At 68.4% G+C, this 14,835-nt stretch carries 12 protein-coding genes; 9 read left to right on the top strand and 3 right to left on the bottom strand.

Annotated elements, in window-relative coordinates:
* Nucleotides 1–24: 24 nt before the first annotated feature.
* Complete coding sequence (locus LVO85_RS03375) at nucleotides 25–345, top strand: hypothetical protein (protein WP_232745973.1); 321 nt, start codon at nucleotides 25–27, stop codon at nucleotides 343–345.
* A 255-nt stretch (nucleotides 346–600) separates the two neighbouring features.
* Here the strand turns inward: LVO85_RS03375 and LVO85_RS03370 are convergent, their stop codons facing one another.
* A complete protein-coding gene (locus tag LVO85_RS03370; protein ID WP_232745972.1) occupies nucleotides 601–1,086 on the bottom strand; it encodes a hypothetical protein in 486 nt (161 codons plus the stop codon).
* 545 nt (nucleotides 1,087–1,631) lie between these two features.
* Complete coding sequence (locus LVO85_RS03365) at nucleotides 1,632–2,045, bottom strand: hypothetical protein (protein ID WP_232745971.1); 414 nt, start codon at nucleotides 2,043–2,045, stop codon at nucleotides 1,632–1,634.
* A gap of 260 nt (nucleotides 2,046–2,305) precedes the next feature.
* Between LVO85_RS03365 and LVO85_RS03360 the strand changes: the two genes are divergently transcribed.
* From LVO85_RS03360 to LVO85_RS03320, 8 genes are all read left to right on the top strand, one after another.
* Entirely contained in the window at nucleotides 2,306–2,734 is a 429-nt protein-coding gene (locus LVO85_RS03360) for a hypothetical protein (protein ID WP_232745970.1), read from the top strand.
* Between the two features lie 475 nt (nucleotides 2,735–3,209).
* Complete coding sequence (locus LVO85_RS03355) at nucleotides 3,210–5,783, top strand: ATP-binding protein (protein ID WP_232745969.1); 2,574 nt, start codon at nucleotides 3,210–3,212, stop codon at nucleotides 5,781–5,783.
* A 103-nt stretch (nucleotides 5,784–5,886) separates the two neighbouring features.
* Nucleotides 5,887–6,507, top strand: coding sequence for an OsmC family protein (locus tag LVO85_RS03350; protein WP_232745968.1), 621 nt, complete (start codon nucleotides 5,887–5,889; stop codon nucleotides 6,505–6,507).
* A gap of 195 nt (nucleotides 6,508–6,702) precedes the next feature.
* The gene (locus LVO85_RS03345) at nucleotides 6,703–9,036 is read left to right on the top strand and encodes a M64 family metallopeptidase (RefSeq protein WP_232745967.1); all 2,334 of its coding nucleotides are present in this window, start codon (nucleotides 6,703–6,705) and stop codon (nucleotides 9,034–9,036) included.
* 454 nt (nucleotides 9,037–9,490) lie between these two features.
* On the top strand, nucleotides 9,491–10,651 hold the full coding sequence (locus LVO85_RS03340) for a tyrosine-type recombinase/integrase (RefSeq protein ID WP_232745966.1): 1,161 nt from the start codon (nucleotides 9,491–9,493) through the stop codon (nucleotides 10,649–10,651).
* 257 nt (nucleotides 10,652–10,908) lie between these two features.
* Nucleotides 10,909–11,058, top strand: coding sequence for a hypothetical protein (locus LVO85_RS03330; protein WP_232745964.1), 150 nt, complete (start codon nucleotides 10,909–10,911; stop codon nucleotides 11,056–11,058).
* Between the two features lie 846 nt (nucleotides 11,059–11,904).
* Nucleotides 11,905–12,417, top strand: coding sequence for a hypothetical protein (locus LVO85_RS03325; RefSeq protein ID WP_232745963.1), 513 nt, complete (start codon nucleotides 11,905–11,907; stop codon nucleotides 12,415–12,417).
* Nucleotides 12,418–13,504: 1,087 nt separating this feature from the next.
* Nucleotides 13,505–14,032, top strand: coding sequence for a hypothetical protein (locus tag LVO85_RS03320; RefSeq protein WP_232745962.1), 528 nt, complete (start codon nucleotides 13,505–13,507; stop codon nucleotides 14,030–14,032).
* Nucleotides 14,033–14,208: 176 nt separating this feature from the next.
* On the opposite strand, the gene LVO85_RS03315 is transcribed toward LVO85_RS03320, so the two are convergent.
* Nucleotides 14,209–14,808 (bottom strand): deoxynucleoside kinase, encoded by a 600-nt coding sequence (locus LVO85_RS03315; protein ID WP_232745961.1) that lies wholly within the window; start codon nucleotides 14,806–14,808, stop codon nucleotides 14,209–14,211.
* Nucleotides 14,809–14,835: the final 27 nt, after the last annotated feature.

The following is a 14,835-nucleotide window of genomic DNA, read 5'->3' as shown; positions in this document are numbered from 1 at the left end:
GACCCGACATGGAGGAGGTCCGTCATGGACGGATGGAAGACCGCGGAGCGTCGCGTGCGAGGGAAGGTCCTGCTCGACCACGCAGTCGCTGACGCCCGCGAACGCGGGTTCACGGTCCGTGAGCAGCTGCCCGGTCACGCGATCCTGACCCGCGCCGGGACCCAGCTGACGACGAAGGGCGAGAAGCTCCCGCTCGAGCTGACGGTGAGTCAGGCCGAGGACGGGGTGCTGCTGCGGCTGCGCTACGACACCTTCGCCCTCGCCGACACCGGGGACCTCGAGGGGTTGGTCGAGGAGATCGCCACCGACATCGGCCGCAGTGTTGACGCACGCAACGGTGGTTGACGGCCGAGTCCCAGCGACGCTCAAAGGCATAGGCGTCCTGCTGCGACAGGCTCGCCGGGACGTTCGACCCAGCCCGACCTGAACGGTCGGCCGAGCCTGGCCAGCTCATCGCGCACGCAGACCTCAGGGTCGTCACTGGCCGAAGAAGTCGTTGTGGGGCTCCGATCCACCCTCGATGTCGACACCACTGAAGGACTCCACTGGGAGTCCCTTACTCGTACCGACCCGGCGTCCTGAGTGAGGTATCTGGTCACCTCACTCGCTCCACAGGGTTGTGACCTCCTGTGCTGCGGCATCGATCCTTTCGGCATCCAGTGGCTCGGTGACGTCGATCCCGCGTGCCGGCCATGCGAGCGTGACCTGGAGATCGCCCTCCCCGGACTCCGGGAGTGGCCAGAGCCAGAATTCGTAGTCCCATGAGGTGAGCGTGCTCTGGCTGGACTCGAACGCCAGCACCGGACCCTCGGGCTCCGGCTGCTGAGCCGAACTGGCGACCTGGCCGTCCGGGTACGCCACGTCGATGCGCAGCAGCTCTTCAGGGAGGTCGTCCTCGGAGTCGGGTTGCGGAGAAGGACGGCCCATCTCGCCCATCGGGTCATCCGGTTGTGCCGATCCCTCCTCGGCCTCGTTCGGGTTGGTGCGCACAGCCACCTGCACCTGCAGCCCCGTGCTGTATGCGGTGATGTCCGTGATGGCTACGACCGCGTCGTCACCCTCGACGACGATGGGGTCGACCGCCACGGGCTGCCCGATCTCATCCTCGGGGGCGCCTGCCCACTCGGGCGAGGGCGTCCCTGGGGCAGCCTGACCCCGGCCGGGCTCCCCTGTCTCCGCTGCACCCTCACCGTCATCGGGAGCCGCCTCAGTGGTGACCTCCACATCGCTCGTCGCGGTGCCCTGCTCCGCAGTCTCGCCGTCTTGTTGTTGCTGTTGTGTCGCCTCATCCGGGGTTACCTGGTCGTCGGACTCCTGGTCTGCGGAAGAGCAGCCGCTCACCCCGATGGCAAGCGCTGCGACCACTGCGGCGTACCTCACGGACGCTCCTTCACGGTTGGTCGATTCGGACACCCAGTGAAGCCACGTGGATGGACCGCCCCCCATCGCCGGGCGTGGCCCGTGGCCCCCATCTGCCTACGCTTCCAGCGTCACACGTCTCAGCCTGCTCGCAACCGCGCCATCACGACGACCCAGGGCCCGGTGCCCTCCGCCGGCTGTCGCCCTCGCAGCCCGGCGTATGCCAGGAGGTGTCCGAGGGTAGGGCCAGGCCTCATCCGGCACCGGACTGCCTACTCGAGCCTGAACGCCAGCCCACGCCCGGCCACCGTGCTCAGGACGAGCGCGACGCCCAGCGGCAGGACCGGCGGCCCGACCACTGCCTGCACCACGTGTGCACCCATCATGGCCAGCACGACGGCCAGGATCGGCCCGAGCACTACTGTCGTCAGGCCAGTCACCACACGAGGACGCGCGGCCTCGTCGCGGAAGGCGATGACGAGCGCGGCCGCTCCGCCGAGGAAGGTCCCCGCACCCCCAGCCAGCGTCGCCCCGGCCAAGGCGTACAACCTTCCGGAGGCATCGTCCGCGAACGATGCGAGGAGCTGACCTGTGCCCAGGCCCAGGACAAGAGCACCGAGCACTCCGCCGACGAGTGCCGTGAGCACCGCACGCCGCAGCCGCAGGACGGGTTCCGCGGATGGCATCGGGCAATGCTTGCATCTCCGCACTGCACCGGCACGGCAGACCCCCAGACCACACGTCCGGAGAGGTGCTGCACGACGCTGACCACACGGGCGAGGGCCGCCAGGGCACACCGGGCGGGGCACACGCGGCTGTCTGCGTGCACGCGGGCAGGACGCCCGCCCGTGTCTCCGGTTGCAGCGTCAGTCCCAACCCCTAGCGTGGCGAGAGGGGGCCGGTGACCGGACCTTCCGGTCGCCGACCGGTCGGAAGGAGAGTGCTCATGCGACCTGCATGCCGACAGACCGAGGGCCGTGTTGTCGAGACCCCCGAAGCTCACACCCGTGCTCCGACGCGCCGTCTCCGCACGGCTCTCACCACCGCAGCAGCCGTCGCGGCCGTCTCCGCGTGCGCTCTGGGCGACCTGGTCGCGACGGGCTCCGATCTCGAGGACGCCGGTTACGAGGTCACCTCCCTCAACCATGACCTCGACCACGACGCAGCGACCGGTGATGTCGACGCCGACCTGGAGCTCCTCGAGGAGCACGTGGACGAGACGCACGGCGAGGAGGCAGCGGAGATCATCTGGCGGTCCATCGGCGACGAGGTCGACCAGATCGACCTTGAGATCGTCGGCGCGGACCAGAGCGACTACGCACGGACCTGGACCCGTGCCGAACTGCAGGACCGCTTCGGCGAACCCGAAGGCTGAGCCACCACGCCAAGCAGGACTACGACCACGCGTCGCCCCTCTCCCTCGCCGACCCAGCCACCGGCCACCGCGAGCTGACCCGGGACCGCGTACCGGTCACCGGAGTCGCCGCAGCACGACACCGAACAGCAGGCCTCGCTCCCGCGCGGCGTCTGGAGAGCGGCTGCTCACACTGCTCAAGCGGAGGGTCGACATCGAGGACGGTCGACACCTGCCGTCACGGGCCGACGCTGGCTTCATGGTGATCGAGGCGTCGTCCCTCCTCGCCCCGCGCGACGGAGGACCACACCGCGTCAACCACCGTTCGCCCATCTCCGCACCTACCTCGAGCTGCTGCTGCACCCCAATGGTGCCGGGCTCGTCGGTGGGGAGGGTCCGGTGAGCGTGGTCGGGAGCCGGGGCGCGGCGGCTGTTACGGTGAGAGCAACGTTGCGCACGCGGTGTCCCTCAGGAGCCGTTGCCCGAGGTTGCAGTCATGGACGAGCTCTATGAGCGAGACTCCACCCTCCGGGCCCTAGGTGAGGCGTTCGCCAGGGCTTCCCGGGGGGATGGGTCCGTCGCCCTGGTAGCCGGCGAGGCGGGAATGGGCAAGTCAGCGGTGGTCGACCGGTTTGCGCGGGACCTCGACTCCGCGGTCCGCGTGCTGGTCGGGTTGTGTGACGACCTGGCGATCCCTCGCCCGCTGGGGGCGTTCCAGGACGTGGCCGACCACCTGCCCGAGCCGCTGGCACACGTCATCCGGAGCGGGACCGACCGTCGCGACCTGCACGCGCTCCTCCTGCAGGAGCTGCGCTGCAGCCGGATACCTACTGTGCTGGTGCTCGAGGATGTGCACTGGGCCGATGAGGCCACGCTCGACGTCATCACAGTGCTCGGGCGGCGCGCCAGCGAGCTACCGCTCCTGCTGCTGTTGACCTACCGCACCGGTGAGACCGGGCCGGGTCACCAGCTGCACGCCGCGATCGACGCGATGCAGCGCACGACCTCGGTGCACGTGGAGCTCGAGCCCCTGTCAGTGGCGTCGGTGGCGCGGATGGCGGGTGAGGAGGCCGAGCGCATCTACGCCCTCGCCGGTGGGAACCCGTTCTTCGTCAGCGAGATGGTCGCCCACGAGGACGGACCGCTGCCGCCGTCGGTGGCCAACGCCGTGCTCGGGCGTGTGGCACGGCTGGACCGGGCCTCGCGGGAGGCTGTCGAACTGATCTCGGTGGTGCCCACGAGGGTATCCACCCGGCTGCTGGACCTCGTCGAACCGGGGTGGGCGTCGGCCACCGCGCAGGCCGAGCGTCGGCACCTGCTGACGAGCGACCCCGCTCACGTCCGGTTCCGTCACGCGCTGGTCCGTGCGGCGGTCCGCTCGAGCGTGCCTCCCTCCCGACGACGAGTACTGCATCGTCGGGTCCTGTGCGCGCTCCAGGAGGTGGGCGCGGACCCGGCCGAGCTGGTCCACCACGCCGAGGCGGCCGGCGACCTTGATGTCGTTGCCGAGCACGCGCTCGTGGCCGCTCGACAGGCGCGGGGCGCCAGGTCGCACCGGGAGGCGTTCGCGCACTTCAGCCGTGCCGCTGCCTTCGCGGACCGCCTGGACCAGCAGGGCCGTGCCCGCCTCTGGGAGGACCTGGCCGACGCCGCATACCTGGTGGGACGCACGGACGAGGCCCAGCATGCCGTTGGCTGTGCTGTCGCGGCCTACCGGGAGGCAGGTCAGATGGCGGACGCGGCGCGATGCCTCGGCACCCGAGCGCACGTCCACTGGGTGGCCGGGGACGGCGCACTGGCCCGGAGAGACGCCCGCACCGCAGTGCGCATGCTCGGGCGCGACGCCCCGGACCTGGAGCGGGCTCGGTGCTGGCTCCAGCTCGCCGAGCTCGCGACCCTCGCCGGTCGCACCACCGAGGGGATGCGGTGGGGGGAGCGGGCACTCCGCCTCGCCGGGACACAGCCGGAGATCCGAGCCCGGACGCTGGTCGTGCTGGGGACACTGCGGATGCAGGTCGACCCCGACGACGTGGAGCCGCTGTCGCAGGCCATGGCGTACTGCCGCACCCAGCACCTGCACCATCACATGCTGCTGGCACGCACCGGCTTCGCCTTCGTCAACCTGCACTGGGTCAGGCCGCAGGAGGCGTTGCGCCATGCTGAGCGCGGCCGCAGCGAGGCACGAGCGCATCAGATCGACACCCTGGCACGTTATCTGGACGGCATCTGCGCCTGGTTGCAGCTGCGTGCTGGTCGTCGGGAAGACGCCGAGCGCATGGCCAGACAGGTCCTCGACTCGGCGGGGCCGGCACAGGAGACCGTAGCCCACCTGCAGGCCAGGACGGTCCTGGCAGAGCTGGCGGTCCGCCGTGGAGACCCGGACGCGGACGACGTGCTCGACGCGCTGGTGGTGGCCGCCGACCGGACCGGCGAGCTGCAGCGGATCCTGCCAGTGCTGGAGCTTCAGGTGGAGCACGCCTTGACGCTCGGACGTCCGCTTCCGGTCGAGCGGTTCGCGCGGGTGCAGCAGATCGTCGGTGCCGAACCCCTCCGCCACGGCGGTCTCGGGGGCCGGTTCGCGGCCTGGGCGCGCCTGTGCGGAGTGCCGCCCACTGTCGCCGGCACAGCACCGCCGCCCCACGCTGCCATGCTCACCGGGGACTGGCGGACGGCCGCTCGCCGGTTCGAGGCGGCGGGCTGGGTTCACGACCAGGCCCTGATGCTGTCCCTGGAGGGCTCCCCGGACGCGCTGCTCGAGGCATGCACCCTGGCCAGGTCAGTGGGGGCAGGGCCCCTGGAGCGATGGGTCTGCCGGCGGCTGCACGAGATCGGCGTGCCCGCCCCGCGAGGCCCGCTGGCGTCGACCCGGTCCAACCCGGCCCAGCTCACCGACCGCCAGCTCGAGGTGCTGACGCTGGTCGGTTCCGGGAAGGGCAACACCGCCATCGCCGAAGAGCTGCACATCTCCCCGCGAACGGTGGAGCACCATGTCTCCACCATCCTGACCAAGCTCGGAGCACGCACCCGGGCGGAGGCCGTGGCCCGCTGCGCCGAGCTCGACCTGCTGTAGCGGCTCCGCGCCGCGGACCCAGGCCTCAGATAGGTGGGGCGACGCCCAGATCTGGGTGGCAGCACCGATGACCGGCCTCCGGGTGCCTCCTAGCCTGACGGGTATGGAGCTGGTCGACCCCGCCGACCGTCCCCGCTGTCCGGAGGAGGCAGTCATGACCCAGATCGAGTCCACCGAGACCAATGGCATCGACGTCACCGCCCTGGTCCAGACCATCGAGGCGACCAAGGAGGACCCGTCGCTCAGCTCGTTCACCTTCCGTGCCAGGAGCATCTGGCAGGACGGCACCCACAACGTCGGCCAGATCCACGGGTTCACCCACGCCGGAGCGCAGGACCACAGCCGCGCCGCGCCCTTCGTGCTGCACGGTGACGAACCACCGGTGCTGCTCGGCGCCAACAAGGGCGCCAACGCCGTCGAGCTGCTGCTACAGGGGCTGGCCTTCTGCTACGCGGTCGGCTTCGTCGCCAACGCGGCCGCCCGAGGCATCGAGATCAGCCGCATGGAGTACGAGGTCGAAGGGGACTTCGACGTCCGCCCGTTCCTGGGGATGCCCGGACAGCGGCCCGGGTTCTCCAGGATCCGGGCCACCGGCCGCGTCTCCAGCCCCAACGCGACCCCCGAACAGCTGCAGCAGCTGTGCCGGTACGTCCAGGACACCTCACCCGTCCGCGACTCCCTGGTCAACGCCGTGCCCGTCGAGACCACGCTGCAGGTCATCTGAGCAGGTGGCCCAGCCCAGAGACCCACGTTCCCGCCAGAAGACCCAGACGAGGAGAGCGCCATGTGCCACCCCGTCGAGCACCTGGACGTCGTCCCTGCGGCAGCCACCGCATACACGTGGCTCACCGCCGTGCGGCGACGGTCGTCCCCGTGAAGGACCACGACATCTGAGCCGTACCCGAGGGAGGAGTTGCAGATGACGACACTGAGGCAGGACGCACAGTGGCTCGGTGAGTTCCTGAGCGCGTTGTGGCCGGGCGCGTCCGAGCTGATCGGTGCGGAGTTCACGCACGCGGCCGTGACGGAGTTCAACCACGCGGAGGACGGTGCGGAGGACGGTCGGGACGAGGTCGTGTCGCGACCTCCGGGACCCCTCCGCGTTCCGTCCGTCACCGACCCGCTGGACCGCCTCAAGACTCAGCTGAAGGAAGCGGTGCTGTCGTCGATCGAGATGGACCAGTCCGCGACCACGATGGACCTCACCTCCGAGCCGTCCGCCAGGCCTGGCGCCGAGGTGGTCGAGGCGCACTTCCCGTCCGCCGGATCGGACCGGTACACGTTCACCACCCACATCCGGGCCCTAGGGCCGGTTCTGGGCAAGGTCGTCCGGTTCCGGGTGACGGTGGGTCTGCGCCTGACGGTCAGGTTCTCGGCGGCCGGCGAGCCGGAGGTCGTCGTCCACGAACCCACGGTCGACACCAACAGGCGCGGCGAGTTCGTCAACGACAAGCTGCGCGCCTGGAAGGACGACATCAAGGCCCAGCTGAACGACAGTGACCTCACCGAGGAGCTCGGCTTCCTGGGACAGGCCCGGTACGACGCCGAGGCCGCCCGTACGGCGTCCCCGGAGCTGGTGGTGCCGGACCGCAAGCTGCTCACCGACGGCGTCAACGTCGTCCTCGTCGCCGACGGGTTCCAGGACTCCGAGCTCGACACGTTCCACGACTACGTCGACGCTGCCCGCCGGCGTCTCTACGAGCCCAATGACGACCACGTCCACGAGCCGTTCCACAGCTTCACCTCGGGGCTGCACCTGTGGACGCTGGTGCCCGAGCGACCCGACGACACCGACCACAGCGACGCGGCCTCGAAGGCCAGGGACGACGTGGTGGTCGGCGTCCACCATGACGGCGACAGCCATCGGACCACGCTGGGCAACCTCGCCCGGCTCGCGGCAATCGGCCGGTCGGCGCAGCGGTCGATCTCCGGCCCGGTGATCCTGGTCTTCGTCGCCAACCACGCCGGCGACCCCTTCGCCGACGCGCGCAAGGACGGGGCGCGGGCTCGTGCGATGGCGATGGGCAACGTGGTCATGCACCCCACGAGCACCTCGGCGGACCACTGGGCCGAGACGTTGCTGCACGAGCTGGGTCACACCACGTTGGGCTACCTCGCCGACGAGTACGTCGAGGACAACCGCGCTGACGAGGAGTACCGGGGCCAAACCCGGGCGGCAGCCAACCTCATGGGGCCCGACCGTGGGCAGGACAAGTGGCAGCGGTGGCGCACGGGCACGGACGTGCTCCCTGCCTGGAACGCCTTCCCGGTCGAGGAGACCGAGGGGGCTGGGTACTTCGGGTCGAAGATCTGGCGGCCGGCCGCGCGCTGCGCGATGCAGACCCATCAGGACGACCAGAAGCCGGAGTTCGCCCAGTTCTGCCCGGTCTGCCGGGAGGCACTCACCAGCGGAGTCCGTGAGGCGATGGGGCTGGACGAGTTCCTGGTCGAGGTCAGCGACGCAACCGACACGGACCGGGTCGTCCGGCTCCGAGCCCAGCACCGCACGGACACATCGCTGAGCGACCACGTCTTCGTCGCACCGAAGGGCTCCTCCACGGTCACCGTGACCCTGGCCGCCGGGACTCTCCCAGAGCCGTGGCAGGTCGAGGCCCACCTCGACGGCACCGGTGAGCTCACGTCGTCCACTGACCACCGGGGCAGGAGGGAAGGCTCGCCGGTGCCCTTGCGGTCCTGGACCTTCGAGGGGTCCGACGGTGACACGCTCACCCTCACCGTCCGCTCCGAGTGTCCCTTCATGCCCTTCAGCGAGGATCTCCCGACGTACACCCTCGCGCTGCGGTGTGCGCCCGACCCGGATGCGGTCGACCCACCGGAGAAGCCGAGCAGCGTCACCGGCACCCAGACCCCCAACAACAAGCCCGGCACCCCGCAGCAGGTCACGTTGTCAGCCGCGACGAGCGACCCCAACGGCCAGGACGTGCGACTGGAGTTCCAGATCGTCCCGGACACGAAGAGCTTCGTCCATGCCGACACCCAGCGGACCGACTGGCTCTCGCCGTCATCAGGACATGCCCGCGTCGATGGGCAGGTGACCTTCCGCAAGATCGACCGCCGGTACACGTTCCGTGCCCGAGCAGTCAACGAGTCCGGACGGGCCTCGCCCTGGTCTTCGACCTCGTCGATCACGGTCGTCATGCCGGATCCCGGCGGCGGAGAACACGGCCCGGGCAAGGGAGGCAACGGAGGCCGCCGCCCGCCCGACGACAACAACCCCACCCAGCCCCTGTGACCGCCCCGGGCAGACCCGCCTCACCAGCCTGCGCTCAGCGCGCGGCTGGTGACCTGGACGAGGCCCGGCGTCAGGCTGTTCGCGGTGCCGGCGATGGTTGCAGTGGAGCTCGGCGGAGTCGCAGTGGGAGCACCACAGGTGGCACGAGCTATCCTCACCTGTCACCTGTCCGCTCGTGTCACCACGTGGGTTGTGCCCTGGTGGTGTCCGAGCGACGACGTCACGCGGACTGAAGGTGTAGAGCTGAGAGCGACCGCCGGTCAGAGACCTGCGGTTGTGGTCGGGGTGACAGGATTTGAAATAGACACATGGCCCATTTTGGCTCCCTGTGACCATCAGCGCATATGCCCCTTGAACTGCACGAAGGTCACACTGTTACCTTTGTCAGGAGGGGACAGGATGATGCACAAGTGACCATAGTTCATGGCACGTTCATGGCACGAAAGGCGGCGGCATGGCACGCGAGCGACGGTTCGGCTCGGTGCGCCGACTCCCGTCCGGGAAGTGGCAGGCGCGCTACACCTGGGACGCGCTGGAGCACAAGGCGCCGCGCACGTTCGCGAGCAAGGACGCCGCCGAGGCGTGGCTGCGCACCAAGCGCACGGAGCTCGACACCGGGTGGATCCTCACCCGGGAGAGGGAACGCCGGTCGGTCACCTTCGGCGAGTACGCCCGCGAGTGGCTGGAGGAGCGGCAGGACCTGAAGCCGCGGACGCAGGTGCTCTACGCCGGTCAGCTCGACCGTTGCCTCCTTCCCACGTTCGGCCGGCTCACCGTGAACGCGATCACCACCGACGCGGTGCGGGAGTGGTGGCGCCGCATGGACCCGGACAAGGCCACGGCTCGAGCCCACGCCTACGCTCTGCTGCGCACGATCCTGGAGTCCGCCCGGAAGGACGACCCACCCCTGATCGACGTCAACCCCTGCCGGCTGCGCGAGGCGGGCTCACCGCCACGTCGCCGCCACCGCATCCAGCCGGCGACCCCGGCGGAGCTGGCGACGATCATCGAAAACATGCCGCCTCAGCTGCGGGCCGCTGTGCTGCTGTCCGCCTGGGGCGGACTCCGCTGGGGCGAGGTCGCGGAGCTGCGACGCAAGGACCTGTCCGGCAACGTCGTCCATGTGACGCGCGCCGTGGTGCGCCTGCCTGGAGAGGACCCTGAGACGGTGGCGGCGCGCCGGCGACCACGGTTCGTCGTGGGCGACCCCAAAAGCGAGGCCGGTATCCGCGCCGTCACGATGCCGTCCGCGATCATGCCGGCCATCCAGGCGCACTTGGACGCCATGGAAGACAAGCGACCGGACGCGCTGTTGTTCCACGCCAAGAGCAACCCCGCTCAGCACCTGGCCGTGTCTACCCTCAACAAGGCATGGCACCCGGCGCGGGCCGCGGCCGGGCGGCCTGACCTGCGCTGGCACGACCTGCGACACACGGGAGCGGTGTTCGCGGCGCAGGCAGGAGCGACGTTGGCTGAGCTCATGGCGCGGCTTGGCCACTCGACGCACAAGGCGGCACTGCGCTACCAGCACGCCGCGGCGGACCGAGACGCGAGGATCGCTGAGGCACTGTCATTGATGGTGCAGGCCGGTCTCCCGAGCGACGAAGGACGATGAGCGGACGCGCCCGCTCAGCAGCGGGACACCCACGGCCGCTTCGCGCGTTGGATCTTGTTGCGTTTTTGGTGTTTACGTGAGGATGGGCATATGGAGAACGACACGATGGTGAAGACGGGAGCGGTCGCTGAGCTGCTCGGCGTCTCGCGCCAGCACGTCGTCGACCTGTGCACGCGGGGCGACCTGCCCAGCATAAGGTAGGGGCGCACCGGCGGATCCGTCGCTCAGACGTCGACGCGCTGCTGGAGGGCCAGGCGATGACCGACGCGCAGCGCAAGCAGCTGTGGATGCACCAGGCGATGCTCACCCACCTGCTCACCAGGCCGGAGGAAGTCATGGGTCTGGCGCGGGAGAACATCCGGCGCTGGAGCTCGATGCACCGCCAGGACGGCAGGACGGTCGAGTAACTCCGCGAGTGGGACAGTATCCTCGCCAGGGGACTCGGGGAGACCGTTGATATCGTCCTCAGCACGAGTCCTCGTGCGCGCGACCTGCGCCAGAACTCCCCGTTCGCGGGCGTCCTGAACCAGACCGAACGGATGCAGGCGCTGCGTACCTTCCGCGATAGGCGCAAGCCGTCCGCGTGAATCGCCAGCAGCTGGCGCGCCTACTCAAAGCTGCGTGCGACGTCACTAATGACCCGAGGGTCCTGGTCATGGGCGCGCAGGCAGTCCTGGGCACGTGGGACGAGGACGAGCTGCCGCCTCAGGCCACGGCCTCCATGGAGGTCGACATCCCCTGGACGACGGCCCGGACCGAAAGAAGGCCGACATGATCGAGGGCGCTATCGGTGAGCTCTCGCAATGCACGCTGCCGAGGGGATCTACGCCGAGGGGATCTCGGTGAGCACGTCGACACTTCCCGACGGTTGGCAGACGCGCCTGTGCACGTGGAGCCTGGCCTCATCCGCGCCCGCCCGGCCCCTGTTCCTCGAGACGGAACACTGGTCCAGCGGAATGGGTTGAGCGGGCATGAGCGGTTTCCTGCCCACGAACCCGAGGACTCACAAACCTCGGCGTCCTTGCGGGTTGTGCGGAAGGGTCACGAAGCTGACGAAGACCCATGTCCCGCCGCGTGGGGCGTTCAACAGTGGCATCGGCAAGCGCATGGTCGTGGGTCCGAACGGCTCGTACGTGCTTGAGTCGATGGGGAGACCGGGCGGTCTCGCGCCTTACGGACACTGCGAGCAGTGTCGGGCAGACACGTCGCCTTGGGATGACGAGTACATCCTCTGGGCTAAGAGCCTCGTTCAGATGCTGGTGGAGTCGCCGGCGGCGCGCAGGCGACGGGTGGTTCAGTTCGCTGCGCCACGGGTCCGGCCTGGCCGGTTTGCGCGTGCTGCATTGGCCGGCATGGTCGTGCTTGCCGAGAACTTGTGGCAGACGCACCCGGATTTCGTCGAGGCTGTGCGGACCGGTGAGCCGTTGAGCGCGGATGCTGGAATGAGGTTCCTGATGGGCGTTACCCCGTGGGAGGAACGCCGAGAGATTCATGGCGCTCACCGGCGCGTGGCCGCGTCGGTTTTGTTGGACGGGTCACCGCCGGCGAAGCCGGAGAAGACTTTGTCGGCGATGGTGCAGTGGGCCCCCTTCAGCTTGGTTCTGGTCGATTCGGAGGTTGCTGCGACCTACCCGCACACGGACTGTACGCCGTGGCTCGAGTTCGGCGTCAACGAGGTGGTGCCTTTGTCATTGCAGCTGCCGTGCGTGCGCATTGTGTCCGACTGGGTTGCGACGGCGCGGGACTACGAGCACTCGCTGGTTTGAGGGCCGCGTCGGGACTCGGCGACGGCTGGCCATGGTCCGGAATGCAGCCTGCGGGCGCTTCCCCGAACGTGCCCTACTGGTCCGGATCATCGCGCCCGCGGCTGTAATCACATCTTCGGCGTGAGAGCCCTATCAGCCACGCAGAAGACTGCCGCATGAACGTGATCACCCTGACCTTCGGCGCGCCAGGGCCGGCCGAGGTCGCGTCCCGGGTCCTTGGTGCATGCCGCGACACCATCACAGGTGTCACCCACTGGTATGAGGCGGCACAGAACGCGTCGCCCGGGCTCGCGTTATCCACGTTGTACTCCCGGCCAAAGCCGCGAAAAGTCATCGCTCAATGCGACCACCGCTGGCCTCACAAGTCACGGCCAATCCGCAGGGACCTCCACCTCTTCTGAGTAGGTTGTCGGCCTCGGGTGGTCGAGGCCCTTGCTCCACTGGTGGCGCTGGCCGTTGTACTCGGCGTCGCTCTCCAGCGGATCGCCCCCGCGAGAGTGTGCTCCGCATTCGCATTGCCAGTGGTATAGCGTCCGGGTCTTGGTGGCTCCAACCGAGTGGTCCGAGCCTCCCAACCGTCGCAAGAATTTGCCGAGCATCACCTGTCTCCGTTCCCTGTGAGATGTCATTGGCGCCGGTCGCTCAAGAGGCACCGCCCGAGGTGGGGTGGATCCGCCCGTTAGCACCTCAGGTTTACCGCCTGGCGGCGGTCGCCGCGAGGGTTCTGGCGCGCATGATTACCGGGAAGGCTGCGGCTTCCGCCGTCATGCAGGGCCTCGACGCGCAAGGCCCGACCGACAACGCTTCCCTCCTCACGCCGAGCCTCTACTTCGTCGTACGACTGGCGGTTCGCCAGGGCGTCAGGGGCACGCGGCAGGAGCCGAGCCTTGCCACCTCGTTTTCCGGACGCCCCACGGCAATATTAGACGCACCGAGGGCTAGCGTCCTCCGGGTGGCAAGAGCGTGCGTCTGAGACTCAGGTGTCGTGACGACTGCATGTCGGCAGCCTGTCCGTTGCTGCGCCCGAGCCCAAGGCATCCCTTGGACTTCGGAGGGTCTGTCGGTGGCCAAGGCGAGGATGGGCCCCGTGATCGAGATTGCGGCCGTCAAGGCAATGGAACTAGCCATCGAGACGCTGGGGCGCATCGGTGTCTCCTCCCTGCAGAAGCGGGCGCGGGAGCCGGCGGACCGTCGCAACGCCTACCGGCGGCTGGTGACGACGTGCATGCGTACGCGGTTCAGGCTGCAACTGGTCCAGCGAGTGCACGCAGTGCGAACCCACCCTCTCGCCCTGATGACTCACGCCACAGCGCTCCCTATGCACGCTGAACTATTGGACCGCTTCAATGAGGATCTCCTCGATGTCATGACAGCGTGGGAGGAGGTCCGCGAGGTCGGGACTGAGGCAGTGCAGGATCGCGCTGATGCGCTCTTCCGAGCATTGGCTGCATTGGCCATCCCAGGTGCGTCATCTCTCGCTGGACCGCTGAAGCGGAGAAGGATTGAGCGCAAGCGAGCTGCCGCTGCAAAGCAATTTGACCTTACTCTCACAGACTTCCTACATGCGGCCCGAGATGACTTGGGGAACGATGAACTGCCCCGGGTCGGTGAGTAACGGCATGTGCCCGACAGCGGCAATAACGTGTCTTTACGACCAGCTCTGTCAGGGAACCCTCCGTGCCTGCCGACTCGATCAGGTGTTCCCCTATAGCACCCCTCAACCCGTAGATACGGAACGGCAATTCAGCGTCATTGTCCTCGGTCGAAGGGCTGTACGGGTGGCGCACGGCCTCAACAGGCTCCTTCTCGGTTCCTCTCCATCGCTTCTTCTACCAACTTTACAACCTGCGCCCGCCCCTGCCCAGTCCGGAAGTCGAGTGCATGCGAGTCGACATAGCATGCCGGAAGAGGGATGCGTCCCAACACCGACTCGCGTCTCTGAGAGACGGCGGACAAGTACTCGGTCGTCGGAATGGAGTCACCGGGCCGACTTCTCTCACGCACACGGTCAATCAGGACGCTAGGCGGAGTGGAGAGGACCACGAAGAGATCCGGGGCCACAATCGTAGCCATCATCCGATGGTGTACTTGGTCGAGAAGAGAAGAGTCTTCGTCCTTTAGCCAGCCGAGCTTTGCGAACTCCGGCGAATGCACAAGGGCCACCTCCTCAACGGAGTGATCCATGACGCCACCATGCTCGTTCAACTTGGCGCTTGTGCTGTAGGCCTCCGACAGGAACCATAGTTGATTGGGGAAGCACCAGCGCGCGGCATCGTGCTTCATTCTCGCGAGAAACGGATTATCTTCGGGCGATTCCAGCAGCACCGGCAATTTCAGGGCGCGACCGAGAATCCGCGCCAGGGTCGTTTTACCGGACCCAATGCTTCCCATCACTGCGATTCGTGGTGGTGTCAAGAG

It is taken from the genome of Ornithinimicrobium sediminis, assembly GCF_021272345.1.
Lineage (GTDB): Bacteria > Actinomycetota > Actinomycetes > Actinomycetales > Dermatophilaceae > Ornithinicoccus > Ornithinicoccus sediminis_B.
The sequence above is the reverse complement of the archived record's forward strand: the minus strand, read 5'-3'. Positions and strand labels throughout refer to the sequence as shown.